This window comes from Deinococcus malanensis, from assembly GCF_014647655.1.
Classification (GTDB): Bacteria; Deinococcota; Deinococci; order Deinococcales; family Deinococcaceae; genus Deinococcus; species Deinococcus malanensis.
Window position 1 is genome coordinate 21,604 of sequence record NZ_BMPP01000023.1, and the last position, 19,660, is coordinate 41,263.

Here is a 19,660-nt window from a genome sequence, read left to right on the forward strand (position 1 = left end):
GCCGAAGCGGGGAAGTGAGGGTACGCTCAGGTCTCGCGCTTGAGGGTGACCTCAACCCGTGTTCCCTGACCTTCCCCGCTTTTCAACTCGATGCGGCCCCCATGCTGCTCCACAATCCAGGCCGCAATCGGCAGGCCAAGACCAGTCCCGCCAGGATCCCGACCCCGTCCTGGATCCGCCCGGTAGAACCGCTCAAAGACGTGCGCCTGATCGGCGGCCGGAATGCCCGCCCCTTCATCCTGGACCACCAGCAGGACATGGTTCTGGTCTTCTAGGACGATGAGGTCGACAGACCGGCCTGCGGGCGTGAATTTCAGAGCATTGTCCAGCAGGATCAGAATGAGTTGCCGGAGTCGGTCGGGATCACCGCAGACACGAACACCAGGTGCGACGGTGGCCTGAACGACCTGCCCACCCGCCAGGCGTTGGGCGTTCCTGAAGGCTTCAAGCGCAATCCTGGAGAGGTCCAGGGGTGCGGCGCGGAAGGGCACCCCGGCATCCCGCCGGGCGAGGAGGAGCATGTCCGAGACGAGCCGGGCAAGCCTCGTGGTTTCCTTTTCAACGTCGCTCAGCATCTCGTGCTTCTCCTGAGGGTCCATGTCGGGATGCAGTCTCAGGAGTTCCAGGTTGCCCTGCATGATGGTCAACGGCGCACGAAGTTCGTGGGAAGCGTCCGCCAGGAAGCGCTGCTGAACCTGAGATGACGCCTGGAGACTGCCGAGCATCTCGTTGAACGTCAGGGCGAGTCGCCCGAGTTCATCCGGGTGTTCCACCGGACCGACGCGGCGAGAGAGGTCGCCAGACTGCGCGATGTCCCCAGCCGTACTGGTCAGGCGAGCGACAGGTGCCAGGGCCCGCTTGGCAATGCTTCCTCCCAGGCCGATGACAGCGATCAGCGAAACCGCCCCCAGGGAGAACAGCAGATTTCTCAGGTCCCGGACCGCACGGTCGAGCGGTCCGAGAGGAGTGAGCGCTTCCACGAACCCGTGGAGGCGGTCCTCTTTTTTTAAGGGGAGTACATACTGCCGCCAGCGTTCACCCTTGACCATGAGGATTCCGAACGCGTTCCTGCTGGACTGCACTGGGTTCGCACGAAGGGCAGGCACCAGGGCTGCCGCTGAATCGTAAGCGGGTCCGGCGGGCGCAGTGATGGTCGCTCGAGGTGATGCTGGGGGCACCTGCTCCGCGCCCGGCGTGGCCTGCACGAGACGTTCGTTAGCGTTGTACAGCCGGAGGACGATATTGGCACTATCTGGTTTTGTGTCCAGGATGTACGACCGACCCGCGCCCAGCACGCCTGCAGCGACGTGCCGGGCACTGAGCCTGAGAACCTGATCCTGAGCGACGTACTGACTCCGCGTGAAGAGGGCGTAGCTGAAGAACGCCATGAGGAACAGAGCTGTGGCGCTGAGAATGCCGTACCACAGGGCGAGACGCAGGCGGATGGAGACAACGTTACTAGGCACGCAGCACGTAGCCCGCTCCGCGGATGGTGTGAATCACACGGGATTCGTCGTTCACCTCCAGTTTCTGGCGGAGCTGCTTGACGTACACCTCCACGATATTGTCATCCCCGTCGTAGTCCGGGTCCCACGCCTGGCTCAGGAGCATGGATTTGCTCATCACGCGTTCTGGCTGCTCAACAAAGACCCGCAGGACCTTGAATTCCTGTGCGGTCAGGATCACTTCCCGTTCGCCTTGCCAGACCTGATGCTTCGTGACGTCTACGACGATATTGCCGAAGGACAGCACGTCAGCCGTCCCGCCTTCAGAGCGGCGCAGCAGGGCACGAATACGGGCACGCAGAATCTCGAACGTGAAGGGTTTGACCACATAATCATCGGCCCCAGCCTCCAGCCCGCCCACCTGGTCCTCCGCCGCGTCCCTCGCGGTTAACAGGATCACGCAAAGCTGTGGATCTTCGGCACGCAAACGCCAGAGGACCTGCAGGCCGTCCATGTTCGGCATCATTACGTCGAGGACCACCAGATCCGGAGGATGAGTACGTGCGATTTCGAGGGCTTCCTCTCCTGATCCGGCCACATTCACCGTATAACCGTCGTAGGCGAGGCCCCGGCGCAGCATACTCGTGATGCCTGGATCATCATCGACCACCAGGATTCGCTGCATCAGATCAACCCTCCAAGGTATTTGACCTTCAGTTTACTCCTGTTCACGCAGACACCACGAACGGTTCAGCCGGGCTTCAACTTGAAAACAGTCCAACTTCAGGGCACGGAACTACTGTGGCCGTGGTCTTCAGGAGCAGGCTGCATTCGCACCTGAAATCCACCCGTGTGGGCTCCGACTCACCTGACCTCCCTGGAAAGGCCAGGCCTCTGGTCGGGACCCCTGGGATTAACCTCCTGACGCCACCGTGGCACAGGTGGGTTGCCTGGAGGCCAGGGCGCAAGCATCGTTCGGGTCCAAGCAGGGGGCCTGAGCGGCACCAGAACCCAGCTGAATGACGCGGAGGACCTTTTGGAAGGGGGATCTTCCGATGCGTCAGTTAGGGCAGCGTGCACGGCTTGCGCCACCACCCTGAAAGTTCATACCAAAGGAGACCACCATGAATACCATTCGTATCCTGACATCCGCTCTCGCGCTGCTCGCCCCTCTGGCCGTCACGGCTCAGGCTCAGACGCAACGGGCAGTCCTGTCCGGTTCGACCCTGGATATGCCCTGGACGGTCTATAGCCCCGGCTTTCTCCAGGGCCTCAACGAGAACTCTGCCAATCTGCGTTTCGCGCCACCCCCGAACAGCCAGGTGCTGGGTGTGAAGTACGACAACCGCACCATTACCCTGGCGTCGCGCTCCATGGCCAGCGTGAGTGCCCTGTATACGCACCATGACAATCAACTGCGTGAACAGGGATTCAAACGCATGTCCGTTGATCTCACGAACAATACTTACCGCGCGGTGTACAGCAGGGCCAACGACACGGTGGAACTGCGGGTGATGAAGTCATCGAGCAACGCCTACCGTGCCATGCTCAACCTGAGCGGAGTTCAAGCCGGTACTCAGGGCAACACATCGCTTCTCCTCAAGGACGGTACCCCAGAACAGCTTGGGTACGTCCTGTACGGCCCGGTGATGATCACGGACCAGTTGCGCAATGACCCGGAGAGAATCCAGCTGTCCGTGCCCGCCGGGGCCATCGTGGATGATGTCAATCAGGAGAACGAGGACTTCACGGTCAAAGTACGCTCTGGCCTGAGTCTCGCGCAGATGAACGAGTTCTACCGCGAGCAGTTCGCCAAGCAGGGCTTCAACCGGATGTCCGGTGGAGTACCGGAACGGGACAAGGTGGCCGCGGTCTATACGCGCGGGCAGAACCGCCTGGAATGGAGTGTCGAGCGTGAAGGGAATGACACCTATGAAATCCTCTTCAACTTTGAAGGCGTTCGAGATGGGAACAGTTGAGTCCCAATTGATTCCCGGGGTTGCTCCGTGGAAACGCGAGGCATCCCCACAAGGAACCCGACTGACGCATGCCAGCTGGCTGAAGACACAGACGTCCGGTGCGGTTCAGGACCACCAGGAGAAACTGCCCTTCCGGATGGCAGTGAGCACGAACCCTTTCCCGTGACCGCAGTGTCACTGCTTAAAACTGCACCTGGGTGTCAGCAGTGACCTTCTCACCATGGATTCAACGGTGCCAGACTGTCCTCTCGCTAAGCAGTTCCTCGTTTCAACCGGAAGCCATCAGGCCTGTGACCCAGGCCCCCGCATCACCAAGGAGACCACCATGCCGCACCTACACCGACTGTCCGAGATCTCCAGCCGCCACAGCCAGGACTTCCAGCAGGCTGGAATGCATAACCCGGTCGGCCAGCCCGCCCACATCAGCGGCGGCCAGACCATTGGCCGGGTCGCCGACGCCCTGGTGGACGATACCCAGGGCCGCATCCGCTACCTGGTGGTCGACCAGGACGGCGGTGACATCAACGGCTCGGCCCTGATCCCGATTGGTCTGGCGCGCATCGAGAACGACGGCGTGTACTTCGATGACCTCACGACCAGCCAGTACTCCAGCCTGCACCGGTACAGCGATCACGAGGAGTACACCTTCGAGCACCAGAGCAGCGATGAACGGGTCCTGCGTGGCGCGACCGGCACGGCAGCGATGACCAGCACCACCACGACCGAGACCACCCAGCACGGCTACAACTACCGCGACGAGGACACCAGCGACCGCCTGTTCAAGACGCCTGAGCGCCTCCAGCTGCTTGAGGAGCGTCTGGTGGTGGACAAGGAGCGGTACCTGGCCGGCAGCGTGCAGATCGGTAAGCACGTTGAAACCCGTCAGGAGAACGTGGCCGTGCAGGTCGAGCACGAGGAAGTGGTAATCGAACGTCACGCGGTGGGTGACGGCCGTCCGGTCGAGGGCAACGTCCATCTGGGCGATAACACCACGGTGCGGGTCGACGTCGAAGCCGAGCGTGCCAACATCGGCAAGCAGGCCTTCGTGACAGAAGAGGTTTCGGTCGGCAAGCGCACCATCACGGAGACGGAAACGCACACGGCCGAAGTGGGCCGGGAAGTGCTTGACGTCGATAAATCCGGGGACGTCAACCTGAACGCGACGCCAGACGATCGCCGCGACCGCTGAGCAGACATTCGCCGCATCAGGGAGGCTGCCTGAAGAGGGGACCGCAAGCGTCAGAAGCGTGAAATTCAGCGCCTGGTCCCTGGAGTGAACGAGCACACCATTCACAACGCCGTCCGAGGCTGGGAAAGCGGTTCCCTGGCCTGGCACTGCCGGATCGGATCTCAACTCAGTATGTTCATGCCTCGGTTCGCAGCCTGCGTATGTTCCCTTACTTGCATCACTTCAGGAGGCATCACCATGACCACCATTCAGAAGATCACGCTTGCACTGGCCCTTATCGCGTTTCCAGTCACAGCCGCGGCACAGACGGATGCAACCCCGAATACCGAGAACAACCCGGTTACCACACCTGCAGAGAGCGATGAGATTCCCGGTAATGAGGGTGGAGTGGTGACGGATCCCGACGCCATCGAGAACGATGCGGTGACCACGACGCCTGAGGATGACGGCATCGCCGGGAATGAAGACGACACTACCGGACAGACGGATGCGACCCCCAATACCGAGAACAACTCGGTCACCACACCTGCAGAGAGCGATGAGATTCCCGGCAATGAGGGTGGTGAGGTGACGGATCCCGACGCCATCGAGAACGATGCGGTGACCACGACGGCCGAGGATGACGGCGTTGCCGGGAATGAAGCGGAAACGGTCGCCGACGTGAGTGCGACGGAAAGTGTTGAGCGTGAGGACGGGAACTTCCCCTGGGGGCTTCTTGGGCTCATTGGTCTGGCCGGCCTGGCTGGTCGAGGTGGCAAACCGGAAGTAAAAAGGGAAGTCAAACTGGGTGGACCGACGGACGGCCCACGTCAGTAACGCACGTTACTACTAAGGCGAGCGAGATTCCTCCTGGTTTATTTCGGTCGTAGTGCGCCTCAACGAAGGTACTGTGCGACGGGCGCCGTGTACGACAACCTGATCATCAGCACCTAGAGTGAATGTCAACAGCAGGTCAGACGCCCACCAGCGGAGCTTACATTTGAGATGAGCAACCACGTCATGAGGGCCACAGGATCCGCCTCCCGTGAAGCATTCCTGGAGATGTCATGCACACCCAGCCCCTGTTTCCCCTGTACTTCCGCCCGGCAGCCGCCTGGTTCCTGATGACAACCAGCTTCAGCACCCTAGCCTTAACGCCTGCACAGCAACAAGCCCACGTGAGCTGGATGTTCCAGCAGGTCAACGCGACGTCCCACCCGTGTAGTTCGGCAGCGGGAACCCTTCCCATGAGGTGCGCCCGCACGCCTCTCCCGGTGGCTACGGTGCAGACCGCGTGGGAGAGTCACGCGAACCTAGGTGTCATGACGCGTTACCCGGCAACCAGCACGTCCAGCAGGTGGACGATGAACACGCAGGGACAACCCATGCGGGTGTACGCGCATGCGGACGGCGCGACGTATTCGGTCACCCTCGTGCCTGGAGCCAATGGAACCGAGATTCACCTGAGGTACCTCTCTTCCGGTGACGCTCTGGCGCTCCCGGCGGATTCCCGGCTTGCCCGTCTCATTCACCCTGCCGCCCGGCCAACGTATGCCGGGCCTTTGAAACCGCCGGAGTATCGCACGGCAGACATGGACGGACTGCGCGGGAACGTATCGAGCGTCACGACCCGGTCCTATGACGTGAAGCCCGACGGGAGGCGGACGCTCATCAGGACGCAGGTCTCCAGGTATGACGCCAGAGGACGACTGGTCAGCGTCAGCGGCCTGGACAATGCTAGGAGGCTGACGTTCACGGACACGTATGCCTTCGAAGGGAATCTGCTGAAGAGGCGGTCGTTCAGGAATGAGGCCGGGACGTTTCGTCATGACTTTGCTTATGACGCTCAGGGTCACTGGCGTGAACGGAAATCATTCGGTCCTGATGGGGGGGTGGACTGGCTGGTCAAGGTCAGAGTATTTCCGAACGGGTACGAGCAGACGTTATACGGGGCGGACGGGACCGTGTCCTCGCGTCGGCGCGTGCTCCTGAACCGCCTGGGGGTGCAGGTGGCCTCGGAGGACCATCAAGGTGAAGCAGGTGATCCCCGCGGGGTGTACGAGAACGACCGATTAGTCCGGCACATCATTGGCTCGGAGCAGTCCGGGTTCATGATCGTGACTGAATTTGATCCGCGGACCGGCGAGAAGCTGAAAAGCACGGTGAGCAGCACACAACTCGAGCCGAAGGTGAGCACCTTCACGTGCGAGGCGAGGGACCCTCAAGGGAACTGCAGGCTGACCGTGGAGCGGGGCTCAGCGTCCGGATCATCCTGGGCTGCCGGTGTGAAGGGCATCGTGGAGCGGACCATCCGGTATCACGACTCGGGATGAGCTCCGGTCAGGTGCGGGCGGTGGCATAGGCATGGTGCTCAGCACCATGCCTATGCCACCTGTGCTTTGTGCCTGACAGCTCGTCCCATTTACGCATAAGCCCCCGGCCGGCCGGTCTCCTCGCCCCCCACGTAAACCCGGCGAGCACTGCCCCCTTCCAGGGCCAGGGCGACAATAAGCGCAGCCTCAACCGGCCTTCAGCCAGGCTTCAGGACCCGTCCTTACAGTGCGCGCACGAGGAGCGGCCTGGAGGTTCTTCAATCTGGGGCGACCCTCGACATTCAATTCAAAGTCGGCGAGCCGATGGAGAGACTCGTGAGGTTGATCAGGACATGGTTACGGATGCTCCGTAAGGCGCACTACGCACCACCTGTCCCGGAGGTTTCCTGCGGGTGGGTGATCCAAGCATTCTGCACCTCACCTTCAGGCAACGCCCGTTGGCCAGCTGAAGGGGCATAGCGAAGGGCCAAGTTCCGAGCAGTCTTGGGAACTGGATTGCCAGCCGTCACGTGCGGTCATGACCGCGAGCATCGAGCGTGCCCCGTCTGCGCTACCGCCGTAGACCCAGGGCAACCCACGAAGGGAGCTCAGGCCCACACGCTCGTCGAGGTTGATAACCAGTTCCGCCAGCACGACACCTCCCAGCGCCATCAAGGCAGGCAGAAACCAGAAGCTGTCCCGAACGCCCACCCAGGTGGCTGCCAGGCGTCCTCTCACGAGCGGTTCTCCTCATTCGGTTTCCGCGACCGATCCTCGTGATACACCTGACGCTCGTGCAGGATGGGGATCACCCACCACACGCCGAGCAGCAGGGCCATCCCACCCGGCACGATCCAAGACAGGATCCCGGAGACGACCTGGGTCGCTACCATCCTCTGATGGCTCTGTGTCTTTGGGCTGACCGTCCAGACAAGTCCCAGCGAGAGGCACACTTACAAGGAGCCTGATGACTTCAAAACACACAGACACCACCCGCACACACCCGGAAACCCCTCGCATCGCGCTGGTGTTCGACTTTGACGACACGCTCGCACCGGATACCTGGGACGGGCTCCTCAGCGACCTGGGCCTTGACCCGGATGAATTTGACCGCAAGCACATAGACCCGCTGCTCCAGGACGGCTGGAGCTCGATTCCAGCAAGATTTTACGCGTTGGTCAACGCTTCCGGTACACAGGTCGAGACCATCACGCGGGAGCGTCTTGCCGCGTATGGACGCAACCTCACTCCCTATGAAGGAGTGAAGGACATGTTCAGCCTTCTGCGTGAGCGCGCGGCACGGATCACGCCGGAGGTCGAAGTGCTGTTCTACGTCGTGAGCTCGGGGTTCGCGGACATCATCCGTGCCACTGACATCGCCGAACATTTCGACGGCATCTGGGGATGCGATTTTCACTTCGGAGCGAACGGCGAGATTGAGTTTCCAAAAGTAATTGTCGAGCACACGGAGAAACCCCGTTACCTTCACCTCGTGGAGAAGGGCGTCAACAAGTACCAGGACCGTCCAGCGTACGAAGTGTTCCGGCACCTGCCGGAAGAAGAACTGCACGTTCCCCTTCACCAGATGATCTACGTGGGTGACGGTAGCAGTGACGTGGCCTGCTTTGTCCTGCTCACGTCACATCATGGTGTGGCACTGGGAGTGAACAAACCGGGAGCGCCTGTTCACTGGGGCAAGGACGGTATTGACACCGAAGAGCGGATCGATGACATTGCCGCACCGGATTACACCGAAGGTTCAGAACTGATGCGGTCGCTGTGCCTGGCGGTGGATAGCATCTGCTCACGCATCGCGATCGCAGGTCAGCCTGACCGGGAGTAAATGCCGACTGTCGAATGGTAGGAGCACACACGTGAAATCTGCTCGTGAAACCCTTGGTGATAGGACTGGCCGGACCCTGAAGAGCGGAATCTTTCGACTTTCGTTGACCACTAAAGTGTTCTGACCCGCATCCACTGAACTGGTGGTGTCAATTCAGTGCAGTTCTATCCGAACAGTCTGCACGCCGGCTTCGACCTCAACTCCTGGACTGTTGGCCCGGTCTTGGCGGTAATGACACTCAGTTGCCCGCTGCGTTCAAGCCGCGTTACCTGCACAATGGCTGTGTCGTCCACGCTGGCCTGCAACCGCAAATCATCATGCGTGACCAGCAGGCGCCGCATGGGGCCAGTCTGCATCACCCCATCCTGCACCACCACGCTCGCGGTGCCTTTCACCAGCTTGCCGAACCACGGCAGGACGAACGCTAGGGCCGACAGCATCCAGTGCATCCCAATCCCCCACCGCTTTGTCTGTCCTGGGAGACTTCATGCTCGCTGAGGTTAAGGTGCCAGAACCCGGGTGATCGACTTGAAGCAATCCTGTCAGACTCGGCGCATGTCGTTCGATCCGTCGAATCCTCTCATAGTGCAGGCAGACCGAAGTGTGTTTCTGGAGGCGTTTAATCCCCGTGCAGAAGCGGCACAGACAGACATTGCGCCGTTTGCAGAACTGATCAGCAGCCCCGAGCATCTGCACACCTATCGGGTCACGCCCCTGTCGCTGTGGAACGCGGCTAGCGCGGGCCTGACGGCAGACGACATCGTGGGCGCCCTGGCCCGGCACGCCAAATTTCCGCTGCCCGACAATGTGGCCACGGACGTCCGCGAACTGGTGGGTCGCTGGGGCCGCCTGAAGCTGGAACAGTACGACTTCGCGCTGCTGCTGATCGTCGCGCCCGGCGACGAGGCCCTGCTGACCGAACTCGGGCGCCACAAGGAGATCAGGCCGCTGCTGGGCGAGGTGATGTCGCCCACAGTTGTGACCGTTCCGGCGGCGCACCGGGGGGTGCTCAAGCAGCAGCTGATCGAGGTTGGCTGGCCGGTGGACGATCAAGCCGGCTACACCGATGGCGCCGCCTTCGCGGTGCAGCTCTCGGCAACACTTCAGGTGCGCGACTATCAACAGGAAGCCGCCGAAGCGTTCTACCGCGCCGGCAGCGAGAAGGGCGGGTCGGGTGTGGTGGTCCTGGCCCCGGGCGCAGGAAAAACGGTGGTGGGCATGGTCGCCATGAGCCTGGTCGGGCAGCGGACCCTGGTGCTGACCACCAACCGGACCAGCATCAATCAGTGGTACCGGGAATTACTGAACAAAACGGACCTGAGCCCCGAGGACGTCAGCGAGTACGCCGCCGGGAAAGCACTGACCCCAGTGACGCTGTGCACCTACCAGATGCTCACCCACCGCAAGCGGGGCAGTCTGAGTGGGGATGACGGCGCCTACCCGCATCTGGCATTGATCGGCGCTTCTGAATGGGGGCTGATCATTTATGACGAGGTTCACCTGCTGCCGGCTCCGGTGTTCCGCCTGACCGCCGAGGTGCAGGCCCGCCGCCGCCTGGGCCTGACCGCCACCCTGATCCGCGAGGACGGGCGCGAAGGCGACGTGTTCGCGCTCATCGGCCCCAAGCGCTATGACCAGCCCTGGAAGACCCTGGAAGCGCAGGGCTGGATTGCCCAGGCCCACTGCCTGGAAGTCCGGCTGCGTCTGCCGCCAGAAGAGCGTGTGCAGTACGCGGTCGCCCCGGACCAGGACAAGCACCGCATTGCCGCCGAGAACCCAGCCAAGCGCACGGTGCTGCGGCAAGTGATGGCGCGGCACAGCGGCCTGCCGACGCTAATAATCGGGCAGTTTCTGGATCAGCTCGAACTGATAGGCGCCGACCTGGAGGTCCCCGTGATCACCGGCAAGACGCCGCAGCGCACCCGCGAGGACCTCTTCCAGGCTTTCCGGGAGGGCCGCCTGAAGACGCTGGTGCTGTCCAAGGTCGGCAACTTCGCCCTGGATCTGCCTGACGCTGAAGTTCTTATTCAGGTTTCAGGAGCTTTCGGGTCGCGGCAGGAGGAAGCGCAGCGCCTGGGGCGGCTGCTGCGGCCCAAGGCCGACGGCCGCGCCGCCTATTTCTATTCTCTGGTCACCCGCGAAACCAGCGAGGAGGACTTTGCCCACCACCGCCAGCTGTTTCTGGCCGCACAAGGCTACTCTTACGGCATTCTGGATGAAGATGAGGTCTGAAGCTGATTCGGCAAAGCGTATGGGCCACCCGACTCCAGCCGCTGTGGCCCTTCGCTCCATTCGGGCGACAGGAGAGCAGACATGACCCAGGCACCCAGGAAACGTGGTCGCCCGCCCAAAAGCGGCAAGACCCTGCCCCCAGAGCCGGCGCCCAAAGAGGCCCAGCCCACGGAGGCAACGTTCCAGCCGCTCCTGCCGGGGGTACGGCGTGTGGTGGCCCATCGGCCCCTGAGTGTGCTGGAGGTGCAGGACAGCACCGATCTGGACATGCTGCTGCTGGACGCCCGCGTGGCGGGGCAGGTCGTGTCCCGGCTCGGCCCGAACTTTGCTCTGCTGGTTCCGGGCAGCGAGAAGGCGGTGCTCGACGCCCTGCGCAAGGCCGGTCACCTGCCGAAGGTAGTGGGGCCATGAGCGCCCCGAATTCGTCTCTGAGCCACTCGGCCCTGGACCCCTCTCCTCTACACCTGGAGGACATGGCCGACGTCTTCGGAACAGGACACTTCAACCGGGTGGCTAGGCGCTACAGCGGTGAGAAGGGAATCAACGGCAAGGCCGCCGCCCGGGAGGCACTGAGCCGGACCTTTGCCGATGCCAGACGCTTGGACGCACTGGCCGCCAGCCTGCATCCCACCGAGCTGCAACTGCTGGGTGAACTTCGTCGGCACGGCGGGGCCATGGACGGCTGGGCGCTGTACACCTTCGCGCGGCTGCGTGGACTGAAGGCGCCGCCGGTCAAGCTGAGTCCCTCCTCGTCGAATCTCTTCGAGGGGTACCAGGGCGCTGATTTTCCCGGAGCCGATCTGATCTGGTCGCTGTTCGCCGACGGCCTGCTGGTTCCGGTGTCGGTTCCCAATCATTGGTTGCGCGATTCTTACGCCTATTATCGCCACCGGCCCTTCCCGAACCTGCCGGCAACCTGGGTGCTGGCCGACCCTCGCCTGCTGACGCATCTCCCCCCGGTCGAGACTGTGCCCTTGACCGTCAAACTGGACCGAGTGCAGCCGCTCACGGTGCAGAACGGAACCCCATCGGCCGCGAGGCTGGCGTTGCACCTTCAGGAGGTGATGCGGGGCCTGCGGGTGCTGGGCGGCCTGGGCCTCACCCAAACGGGGACCTACAACAAAGCGGGCCTGGGCAAACTGAACAAACTGCTGCCTGCCCTGGAGGAGCCCGGGTTCTGGCTGGCCGCAGCACAGCAGCTGGGCCTGCTGCGACTGGACGTGTCGGGCAAACAGGTGCAGGTCTGCCCGGAGCAGGAACGGGCCCTGGCCCAGGCTGGCCCACAGCATCTGGTGAACCGTCTGGCGGCGCTGGTTGGCGTTCTGGATATGCCGGAAGACCAGGCACACCGCCTGCCGCATGCCGGGGCGCTGCGCTCGTGTCTGCTGGCTGTGCTGCGCGACCTGCCCGGGTCCATCACCGAGCCCGAGCTGCTGCGGCTCCTAGGTACGGTCGCTCCGCTGGAGCTGCGCCTGCAACTTCGTGACTACCGCGCCGCGCCGAATCCGCAGGCCTGGGCCGACTGGTTCGGTGCCACGCTGCGCGGCACCATGATCGATTTTGGTCTGGTGACCCTGGAGGACCGGGACGGACAGGTGGTGGTGACGCCGGGCGAGGCGCTGGGCACTTCGACAGCCAGTCCCGGGGCCAGTGCACCTGCCAGCGTCGCTGCACAGGCCCCCGTGTCAGCGCTGCCCGCCTGGATTCTGCAACCCAACTTCGAGCTGCTGGTGTATCCTGCCCACCTTCAGCCGCATCAGTTTGCCATCCTGTACGCCGCCGAGGCAGTGCGCTTCGATGCCCAGACCGCCACCTACCGCCTGACCCGGGACAGCGTGTATGCCGCGCTCGAAGGCGGCCTGAGTCAGGCAGACCTGCTGGCTGGCCTGCAATCGGGTTCGGCCACTCCCTTGGCGCCCAGCGTGCAGAGCACCATTCGGGACTGGGCAGCGCGCCGCGAGCGCCTGACGGTGCATCGGGGGGTGACGCTCTTGGAATACCCCACCCGCAGCCAGCGCGACGCCGCGCTCAGCTCAGGGGGGACGGCGATCGGTGAGACCCTGCTGATGCTCGCTCCAGGGCAGAAGGTCGGACCCGGCGTCAGCGTCCTGAAGTACGATCAGGCGCCCCCGAAACCCTTGAAATTCAACGATGACGGAACATTCACCATCACCGGCGCACTGGATTTCCTGACCCGCCAACTTCTCGAGGGCCGCATCGCGGCTGCGGGCCAGGACAGGTACACCCTCCGCCCCGCCCTGGCGGGCAGTCTGCCTGTCTCCTTCCTGAACGATCTGGAGGCGCGCAGCTCTGGCCGGCTGCCCGGCCTGCTGCGCCTTCAGCTGGGCGTTTGGAGTGGTCAGACGCCGCCACCACGCGTGGCAGCCGTGACGCTTCTTCAGCATCCACAGGCACAGGCCCTGGCACAATACCCCACTCTGAAAGGCCTCATCGGCGGCACTGTTGGCCCGAACCTGTGTATGGTGCAACCTGGACAGGAACAGGCCCTGGAGTTGGCCCTGGGCGCCCTGGGCCTAACCCCCCAGCATGAGATTCTTGCTCCACAGGGCGCCGCCTCTGATCTGCTGATGATCACCGATACCCGCAAAAAGCGCGAGTTCCTGGAAGAAGCCATTCGTAGCGGCCATAACCTGCTGATCCAGTACAACGAGGAAAAGAGCATTGGCGGCTGGTACAGCAGTCGGACGACGCCGGGCAAACGTCGTCTCGATGAATTTCAGCTTGTGCGGATTGACCGTGCCGGCGCCACACCGTATCTGGAAGCACAGAACCTGAAAAGCGGTGAGCAGGAGCGGATTCGCATTCAGTACATTACGGGGATGGCGCTCCGGTAGATGTGAGTGACGGGGGCCGTGCTGAATGTCGTGCCGGTGCACACGGCCCATACTCCACTGGTGAGATGTCGATGATGCTGCTTTCAGGGTTACCCGTGTGAGCGTCACCTACGCTTACACGGATTGCGCGGTGGCCACTTCTGGCGCCGCTGGCTGGGGGGTCGTCATTCACATCTCTCTCGAGTACCGGTCAGCAGGCACCCGGTCAATGCCGACCTTCTCCAGGCGGTCAAGGACGCGCAGCGCCTGTGGAACCGCCGCCGGCGCCAGACCCAGTCCTTTGAAGTATCCCTGCAGCACCTGACGGTTGTTGATCCAGATGCAGAAGGGGCCGATGTCCAACCGGGTCAGGGCGTCATTGGCCACCGCAGGCAGGACGGTGTCATACAGCAGGTTGAGAGAACCACGGCCGATGACATCGATATCCGCCTGGTAGAACTCCCGGTACCGACCCGCCTGGGGCCGCTCACCGCGCCAGACCTTCTGAATCTGGGACCGTGCTGACGTATGTGCAGGGTGAGCTGGCGTCCCTGGGTCTGGACAACCAAGCCATCGCTGGGCGCAGAAGCGGGCACTAAACAAGGGGGAGGCGGCGGACGGTTCAGCACTTCTTCGTCGGGAGTGACCTAGCGCATGCTGAGATCAATGCGCTGGGAACGGGGGCAGGAGACCCGCGATGGCGGCCGGGTCGAGACTGGCGTCCAGACTCGCTCGCCAGCGTCCCTCGTAGGTCAGCCTCAGTGCACCGGGACGTCTGCCGCAGCGGAGCTCAAAGGCCTCCCGCTGTTCCTCCACCTCCAGGCACTGCAGAGGCAAGTTACTGCGCCTCCTCATGTGCTGCCACAGGGCCTCAAGGAAGCAGGAAGGCGGAACACACGGATAAAGCGCAGGCTGGAGGCATGAGTAATTCAACTGGCCTCTTCGAGCAGGCGGATGAGTCCTACCGTCCCCTGGCTGAGCGCATGCGCCCGCGCACCCTGGACGACCTGGTCGGCCAGAAGCACCTGATGGTGCGCGGCGCGCCCCTGGAGGTGGCCCGGCGCACCCGCAAGGTGCAGACCATCATCCTACACGGCCCCCCAGGCACCGGGAAGACCACGATCGCGCGCGCCCTGGCCAAATCCGTCGACGCCGAGTTCATTGCCATGAGCGCCACCAACGCCGGCAAGGCGGAGCTCACCAAGGTGGTCGAGCAGGCGCGCGCCGCCCGATTGCGCGGCCGCAACACCATCCTGTTTCTGGACGAGGTGCACCGCTGGAGCCGCACGCAACAAGACGCCCTGCTGCCCGAGATCGAGTCCGGGAACCTCACGCTGATCGGCGCGACCACCGAGAACCCGGGCTTCACGGTGGTCGGGGCGTTGCGTTCCAGGAGCCGTATCGTGGAGGTCAAGCCGCTCACCCGAGACGACATCCTCGAACTGCTGGGGCGCGCCGAGGCCTTTGAGCACAAACGGTTGCCGCTGACCCGTGAGGCCAGAGCGTCGATCGCCGAGCAGTGTGACGGCGACGCCCGCATGGCGCTGGGCATGGCTGAAGCCGTGTGGATGTCCGAGCCCGACCATGACCTGAGCCCCGAAGAGCTCAACGTGGTCGCGCCGGTCGCCCGGGGACGTCACGGGAGGAACGCAGAGGCCTTGTACGACCTCTTGAGCGCCCTGCACAAGGCCATGCGCGGCTCGGACCCTGACGCTGCTCTCCTCTACACGGCCATGCTGCTCGAGGGGGGCGAGGACCCGCTGGCGATCATCCGCCGTGTGCAGGCCTGCGCGTCCGAGGACGTGGGCCTGGCCGACCCGCAGGCGATGGTGCAGGCTGACGCGGCGTGGTCGGCGATGCTGCGCCTGGGGCCGGCTGAAGGGCGACTGCCGCTCGGGCAGGCCGTCATCTACGTGGCCACTGCACCCAAATCGAATGCGGTCTACCACGGCATGAATCAGGCAACGGCCGTAGCCCGGGCGAATCCGACCCTGATGCCGCCGCTGCACATGATGAATGCGCCCACCGACTACCAGCGTAGTGTCGGACGCAAGGCCGGCTATCTCTACGATCACGACTTCGAAAGGGCCTTCTCCGGCCAGCAGCGCCTGCCCGACGAGCTGCGCGAACTGCGCCTCTACGAGCCCAGCACCCAGGGCTACGAGGCCAAGACCCTGGCCCCGCGGGTGGCCCACTGGCGCGCCCTGCGGGGAGAGATCCAGCCACAAGCCCAGGAGGACGAGGGCTGCCCGGTCGACCAGCGCATGGAACAGAAGGCTGAGGACAGAGCGCTGCTCAAGGCGGTGCCCCAGGTCTCTGAGGGCGTGATGATCAACCCCAGCAAGCTGGTGCAGTCCTCCAGCAGCGTGATCCCGGCCATCAACCTCCCCCCGGGCACCGACTGCCCCGCGCAGGCCATGCGCAAGGAGGACCGCGCCGCGAGCAAGAAGGAGAAGGCCGCCAAGAGCGCTGCGCCAGCCAGGCCCAAAGCCGCCAGGAGCAAAACCGCCGTCAAGGAGACGCCATAAGCTGCTTGACCCCCATAACTCAAGTCAAACCTGGGTGGACGTCAGGCCAGACGCATGAAGATTCCGCCGGGCCGCAGGTTGATGCGCCAAACAGCCTGGATCGCCTCCGCCACCATGCCATTCCTCCAGGCTGGACTCCTCCATACACTGAATGGACCGCCCACGCGGTAGAGGACGACCATGACTGCTGACCTGCTCAAGCAATTGCACACCTCACTCGATCATCGGATGCGGCCCTTGGCAGATGGAGCGCAATCTTGCGGTGCAGCGTGGATTCCGCCTGCAGGAGGGCCAGGAGCACTTCGGCCAATCTTCGCAGTGCATCTTGTCGGCGGTAAGGCAGGCGGCTTTTTAGGTGGGTTGCCAGCGTGTCAGCATGCAGTCGGGCGGTATCTGAGCTCGTCACAGAACCAGATACCGCCCTTTGTCATGCCGCACTGCGTTCAAGACGCCATTCCCCGCAAAGTGTCAGGTGCTGAGGGACCCGGGGAATGCATTCACAACAGTCTGTACCTGGGACGGTCGTGGACGTGATGGGGCTTCCGTGCCGCCAGGGAACTACCTCGCGGAGGGTATGATGGGCACCACTGATGAGGCAGTGAAGCTCGGCTACCGAACGAATCTCCTGCGGTTCGAGCGCCCTGAGTTCTGACCGCGCAGACACCACCCAGGCACACACCCAGCCCGCCGGCACAGTGCTGAGCGCGCCCTCCGCGATCCGTGAGGGGCACGCGACGTACCTGACGTTCCGTTCGGTACGGGGACTTCATTCAGTAGTGCGAATGTCGCAAGTGCCTGGTACGCGCGGAACATTCGTATCTGTGCGAACCTGATGCGCCGTCTCGTGCCGGGTGACCGGGCAGTGGTTATTTATGGCTCGGGCCACCTGGGCATCTTGCGGGAACTCCTGAATGGAGCGCCCGGCGTGGAGACTGTGGATATCCACAATTACTTGTAACGACCCGGTCGTGGGTGCCGACTGAAGAATGGGCACGGGAGGTGCGCCTGTCGCGTCTCACCAGTCCTGCTGGGCTGAACAACGGACACCATATGGTGTCCGTGCTTTTTCTACGTGATGGCTCCTTCAGGATCCGGGCGCGGCCCCCCGAAGTGCGGCCCAGTATCCGTCCAGCGCCTGGCAGCCAGTCTCTGTGATCCGGTAACTCGTCACCGGAACTTTGCCCCGGAAGGCCTTGTTCACCTCCAGGTAGCCGGCCTCTTCCAGTTTCGTGGCGTGGCTGGAAAGATTGCCCTTGCTGAGCCCCAACGTAGACTCCATGAACCTGAACTCCGCCTCCTGCACGCCAGCGAGCACCGAAAGGATGGCCAGGCGCACGGGTTCGTGGATGACCCGGTCCAGGCCCAGCAAAGCCTCCATGGCGCCCAGTTGGGTGGACTCACTCATGCTCGTCCTCACGTTCCTGGGCGGGCAACCCCAAACGGCTGCGCACTTCGCGCAGTTCTGCCGTCACCTGACGCGCTTCGGCGTGCTGGCGACGCGCCTGCCATATCAGGAACAAGGTGAGGGCACCCAAAGCGGCCAGTTGACAGGCGAAGGCCTACGAAGACGATACAGGCAAATGCATTGGTTAACCAACAAGATTCGACAAATCTGGCTAATATAGCAAGATGATTCAGCTTGACGAGGCCGATCGGACGATCCTTGTGCTTTTGCAGCAGGATGATCGCCAGACATACGTGCAGATCGGCGCACAGGTGGGCCTCTCCCCGGCCACCGTGCATGACCGTGTGCGCAAACTCGAACGGCGCGGCGCCCTCATGGGCTATCAAGCGCGCGTTTCCCCACGTGCGGTCGGTCTACCCGTCACGGCCTTCATCTCCCTGAATCTCGACGGCGGACAGAGCTGCCGAAGCGTGACGCCCACCCTCGAAGCCTTTCCAGAAATCGAGGAGTGCCATAGTGTTGCAGGAGACACAGACCTACTGCTCAAGGTGCGAGTGCCCAGCACCGAAGCGCTGGAAGAACTGAACTACCGGCTCAAGTGTCTGGAAGGGGTCGTGCGGACGCAATCCCTGATCATCCTTTCCACCCGTTTCGAGGATCGCCCACGCATTCCCGCCCCCCTGGGAAGGGAGGAGCACGTGTGAGCACCGTGGCGGTCATGTCGGCGACCCCCCGTGAACGTTCAATCGGGTACACCTGCGCGCTCGTTACCGTGCTGATCTGGTCCGGGTTCATCCTGGTGTCGCGCCTCGGCGCCCAGGGCACCCTGTCTGCCTTCGACGTGGCTGCCCTGCGTTTCGGCGTGTCCGGCCTCGTCATGCTGCCGTATCTGCTGCGGCATGGTGCGGGTGGATTGACCCTACCCCAGGTTGCCGCCCTGGGGGTGAGCGCGGGGCTGGGGTACGCCATGCTGGCGTATTCGGGGTTCCAGCTTGCCCCTGCAGCGCACGCTGCGGTATTCATGCCTGGCATGCTCCCGTTCTTTACTGCTGCGCTGGCGTGGTGGTTCCTGGGGGAGCGTTGGACACGCGGCCGCCTCCTGGGACTGGCGGTCGTGGCGGCGGGTGTCGCTCTGCTGGTGGCGGACGAACTCGGGCGCGGTGGGACGGCGTGGCGGGGCGACCTGTTGTTCCTGAGCGCGTCTCTTTCCTGGGCCGTATATGGAGTGCTGGCGCGCCGGTGGCGCGTGCAGCCCCTTCAGGCGACAGCGGTCATCGGGGTGTTCTGCCTCGTCACGTACTGGCCACCATACCTGCTGTCAGGACATTCGAATCTGCTTGAGGCGCCACTGGCGGAGATCGTCACGCAGGGGGTGTATCAGGGCCTGCTCGCGGTGGTGGTCGCGCTGATTACCTACACCCGTGCGCTGCAGATTCTGGGGCCCAACCTCACCACGACCATCACGTCCCTCACGCCGGCCGTCGCTGCGCTTTCGGCCGTTCCCCTGCTAGGGGAGGGGCTCTCCACGCTCGCGGTGCTGGGCGTGGTCATCGTGACGCTGGGCGTGCTCGTGAGCGTGATCCGTCCACGAGCAACAGCGGTTGCCCAGGTTGCCCGCGATGGCTGACTGCGGCGCTACGGTGTAACGGACAGCCTTTAGGAGCGTCCGTTGCGTTTGGTGCCGGAGACTTCAGTGGAAGTTTCACCACCGAGCGATCCTGCAACCCGGATCGTCGCCCTGGCCCATCTGCTGTTCCTGTTTCGCGGTATGCCCAAAGGGCGCACTGCTAACGTGCAGTGCAGGGCGGCATGAGGTTGTGCCGGTTTTGCGTACTTCAAGTTAAGCGGCGGCTGGCTGTCTGGCAAGATGGTGGGCTTCGAACTCGGCAGGGCTGAGATACCCAAGGGTCGAGT

General features: G+C 63.2%; 18 protein-coding genes and 1 pseudogene. 12 read left to right on the plus strand and 7 right to left on the minus strand.

Annotated elements, in window-relative coordinates; genetic code table 11:
- Nucleotides 1-26 precede the first annotated feature (26 nt).
- Nucleotides 27-1,466, minus strand: coding sequence for a sensor histidine kinase (locus IEY49_RS18845; protein WP_189011597.1), 1,440 nt, complete (start codon nucleotides 1,464-1,466; stop codon nucleotides 27-29).
- Nucleotides 1,459-2,130 carry a response regulator transcription factor gene (locus IEY49_RS18850; RefSeq protein WP_189011598.1) on the minus strand — a complete coding sequence of 224 codons (672 nt, stop codon included), beginning with the start codon at nucleotides 2,128-2,130 and terminating at the stop codon, nucleotides 1,459-1,461. The genes IEY49_RS18845 and IEY49_RS18850 overlap by 8 nt, the downstream gene beginning before the upstream one ends.
- A 439-nt stretch (nucleotides 2,131-2,569) precedes the next feature.
- Here IEY49_RS18850 and IEY49_RS18855 point away from each other — a divergent pair, with 439 nt between their 5' ends.
- The 4 genes from IEY49_RS18855 to IEY49_RS18870 all read left to right on the plus strand — a co-directional run bounded on the left by IEY49_RS18855 (nucleotide 2,570) and on the right by IEY49_RS18870 (nucleotide 6,925).
- A complete protein-coding gene (locus tag IEY49_RS18855; protein WP_189011599.1) occupies nucleotides 2,570-3,424 on the plus strand; it encodes a hypothetical protein in 855 nt (284 codons plus the stop codon).
- A 325-nt stretch (nucleotides 3,425-3,749) separates the two neighbouring features.
- Nucleotides 3,750-4,613, plus strand: coding sequence for a DUF2382 domain-containing protein (locus IEY49_RS18860; protein WP_189011600.1), 864 nt, complete (start codon nucleotides 3,750-3,752; stop codon nucleotides 4,611-4,613).
- 237 nt (nucleotides 4,614-4,850) lie between these two features.
- Complete coding sequence (locus tag IEY49_RS18865) at nucleotides 4,851-5,429, plus strand: hypothetical protein (protein WP_189011601.1); 579 nt, start codon at nucleotides 4,851-4,853, stop codon at nucleotides 5,427-5,429.
- 527 nt (nucleotides 5,430-5,956) lie between these two features.
- A complete protein-coding gene (locus IEY49_RS18870; RefSeq protein WP_229780913.1) occupies nucleotides 5,957-6,925 on the plus strand; it encodes a hypothetical protein in 969 nt (322 codons plus the stop codon).
- A 423-nt stretch (nucleotides 6,926-7,348) separates the two neighbouring features.
- Here the strand turns inward: IEY49_RS18870 and IEY49_RS18875 are convergent, their stop codons facing one another.
- Nucleotides 7,349-7,642, minus strand: a complete 294-nt coding sequence (locus IEY49_RS18875; RefSeq protein ID WP_229780914.1) for a DUF2254 family protein — start codon at nucleotides 7,640-7,642, stop codon at nucleotides 7,349-7,351.
- Nucleotides 7,643-7,871: 229 nt separating this feature from the next.
- Here IEY49_RS18875 and IEY49_RS18880 point away from each other — a divergent pair, with 229 nt between their 5' ends.
- The gene (locus IEY49_RS18880) at nucleotides 7,872-8,747 is read left to right on the plus strand and encodes an HAD family hydrolase (protein WP_189011604.1); all 876 of its coding nucleotides are present in this window, start codon (nucleotides 7,872-7,874) and stop codon (nucleotides 8,745-8,747) included.
- A gap of 164 nt (nucleotides 8,748-8,911) precedes the next feature.
- Here IEY49_RS18880 and IEY49_RS18885 read toward each other — a convergent pair whose 3' ends face one another.
- A complete protein-coding gene (locus IEY49_RS18885) occupies nucleotides 8,912-9,187 on the minus strand; it encodes a YetF domain-containing protein (RefSeq protein ID WP_189011606.1) in 276 nt (91 codons plus the stop codon).
- A 115-nt stretch (nucleotides 9,188-9,302) separates the two neighbouring features.
- Between IEY49_RS18885 and IEY49_RS18890 the strand changes: the two genes are divergently transcribed.
- The 3 genes from IEY49_RS18890 (at nucleotide 9,303) to IEY49_RS18900 (ending at nucleotide 13,834) form a co-directional block, all read left to right on the plus strand.
- Nucleotides 9,303-10,979, plus strand: a complete 1,677-nt coding sequence (locus IEY49_RS18890) for a DNA repair helicase XPB (protein ID WP_189011608.1) — start codon at nucleotides 9,303-9,305, stop codon at nucleotides 10,977-10,979.
- An 81-nt stretch (nucleotides 10,980-11,060) separates the two neighbouring features.
- On the plus strand, nucleotides 11,061-11,390 hold the full coding sequence (locus IEY49_RS18895; RefSeq protein ID WP_189011610.1) for a hypothetical protein: 330 nt from the start codon (nucleotides 11,061-11,063) through the stop codon (nucleotides 11,388-11,390).
- On the plus strand, nucleotides 11,387-13,834 hold the full coding sequence (locus IEY49_RS18900; protein WP_189011612.1) for a helicase-associated domain-containing protein: 2,448 nt from the start codon (nucleotides 11,387-11,389) through the stop codon (nucleotides 13,832-13,834). The genes IEY49_RS18895 and IEY49_RS18900 overlap by 4 nt, the downstream gene beginning before the upstream one ends.
- A gap of 168 nt (nucleotides 13,835-14,002) precedes the next feature.
- Here the strand turns inward: IEY49_RS18900 and IEY49_RS18905 are convergent, their stop codons facing one another.
- Nucleotides 14,003-14,416 (minus strand): class-II aminoacyl-tRNA synthetase family protein, encoded by a 414-nt coding sequence (locus tag IEY49_RS18905; RefSeq protein ID WP_189011614.1) that lies wholly within the window; start codon nucleotides 14,414-14,416, stop codon nucleotides 14,003-14,005.
- Between the two features lie 317 nt (nucleotides 14,417-14,733).
- Here IEY49_RS18905 and IEY49_RS18910 point away from each other — a divergent pair, with 317 nt between their 5' ends.
- Together IEY49_RS18910 and IEY49_RS21970 are read left to right on the plus strand one after the other, a co-directional pair.
- Nucleotides 14,734-16,341: a replication-associated recombination protein A gene (locus IEY49_RS18910; protein WP_189011616.1), complete on the plus strand. Its 1,608-nt coding sequence runs from the start codon at nucleotides 14,734-14,736 to the stop codon at nucleotides 16,339-16,341.
- A gap of 763 nt (nucleotides 16,342-17,104) precedes the next feature.
- Nucleotides 17,105-17,299 (plus strand): annotated as a pseudogene (locus IEY49_RS21970) (DUF5694 domain-containing protein); the annotation flags it as partial.
- 126 nt (nucleotides 17,300-17,425) lie between these two features.
- On the opposite strand, the gene IEY49_RS18915 reads toward IEY49_RS21970, so the two are convergent.
- Together IEY49_RS18915 and IEY49_RS18920 are read right to left on the minus strand one after the other, a co-directional pair.
- A complete protein-coding gene (locus tag IEY49_RS18915) occupies nucleotides 17,426-17,746 on the minus strand; it encodes a winged helix-turn-helix domain-containing protein (RefSeq protein WP_229780915.1) in 321 nt (106 codons plus the stop codon).
- Nucleotides 17,739-17,876: a hypothetical protein gene (locus tag IEY49_RS18920; RefSeq protein WP_189011618.1), complete on the minus strand. Its 138-nt coding sequence runs from the start codon at nucleotides 17,874-17,876 to the stop codon at nucleotides 17,739-17,741. Before IEY49_RS18920 ends, IEY49_RS18915 begins: the two co-directional genes overlap by 8 nt.
- A 94-nt stretch (nucleotides 17,877-17,970) precedes the next feature.
- Here IEY49_RS18920 and IEY49_RS18925 point away from each other — a divergent pair, with 94 nt between their 5' ends.
- Entirely contained in the window at nucleotides 17,971-18,450 is a 480-nt protein-coding gene (locus IEY49_RS18925; RefSeq protein WP_189011620.1) for an Lrp/AsnC family transcriptional regulator, read from the plus strand.
- A complete protein-coding gene (locus tag IEY49_RS18930) occupies nucleotides 18,447-19,373 on the plus strand; it encodes a DMT family transporter (protein WP_229780916.1) in 927 nt (308 codons plus the stop codon). Before IEY49_RS18925 ends, IEY49_RS18930 begins: the two co-directional genes overlap by 4 nt.
- Nucleotides 19,374-19,660: the final 287 nt, after the last annotated feature.

Bases quoted from the DNA above. Each gene is read 5' to 3' on its own strand.
- IEY49_RS18850 (WP_189011598.1), bottom strand. From the start codon at position 2,130: ATGCAGCGAATCCTGGTGGTCGATGATGATCCAGGCATCACGAGTATG.
- IEY49_RS18855 (WP_189011599.1), top strand. From the start codon at position 2,570: ATGAATACCATTCGTATCCTGACATCCGCTCTCGCGCTGCTCGCCCCT.
- IEY49_RS18860 (WP_189011600.1), top strand. From the start codon at position 3,750: ATGCCGCACCTACACCGACTGTCCGAGATCTCCAGCCGCCACAGCCAG.
- IEY49_RS18865 (WP_189011601.1), top strand. From the start codon at position 4,851: ATGACCACCATTCAGAAGATCACGCTTGCACTGGCCCTTATCGCGTTT.
- IEY49_RS18870 (WP_229780913.1), top strand. From the start codon at position 5,957: ATGAACACGCAGGGACAACCCATGCGGGTGTACGCGCATGCGGACGGC.
- IEY49_RS18880 (WP_189011604.1), top strand. From the start codon at position 7,872: ATGACTTCAAAACACACAGACACCACCCGCACACACCCGGAAACCCCT.
- IEY49_RS18885 (WP_189011606.1), bottom strand. From the start codon at position 9,187: ATGCTGTCGGCCCTAGCGTTCGTCCTGCCGTGGTTCGGCAAGCTGGTG.
- IEY49_RS18890 (WP_189011608.1), top strand. From the start codon at position 9,303: ATGTCGTTCGATCCGTCGAATCCTCTCATAGTGCAGGCAGACCGAAGT.
- IEY49_RS18895 (WP_189011610.1), top strand. From the start codon at position 11,061: ATGACCCAGGCACCCAGGAAACGTGGTCGCCCGCCCAAAAGCGGCAAG.
- IEY49_RS18900 (WP_189011612.1), top strand. From the start codon at position 11,387: ATGAGCGCCCCGAATTCGTCTCTGAGCCACTCGGCCCTGGACCCCTCT.
- IEY49_RS18910 (WP_189011616.1), top strand. From the start codon at position 14,734: ATGAGTAATTCAACTGGCCTCTTCGAGCAGGCGGATGAGTCCTACCGT.
- IEY49_RS18915 (WP_229780915.1), bottom strand. From the start codon at position 17,746: ATGAGTGAGTCCACCCAACTGGGCGCCATGGAGGCTTTGCTGGGCCTG.
- IEY49_RS18925 (WP_189011620.1), top strand. From the start codon at position 17,971: ATGATTCAGCTTGACGAGGCCGATCGGACGATCCTTGTGCTTTTGCAG.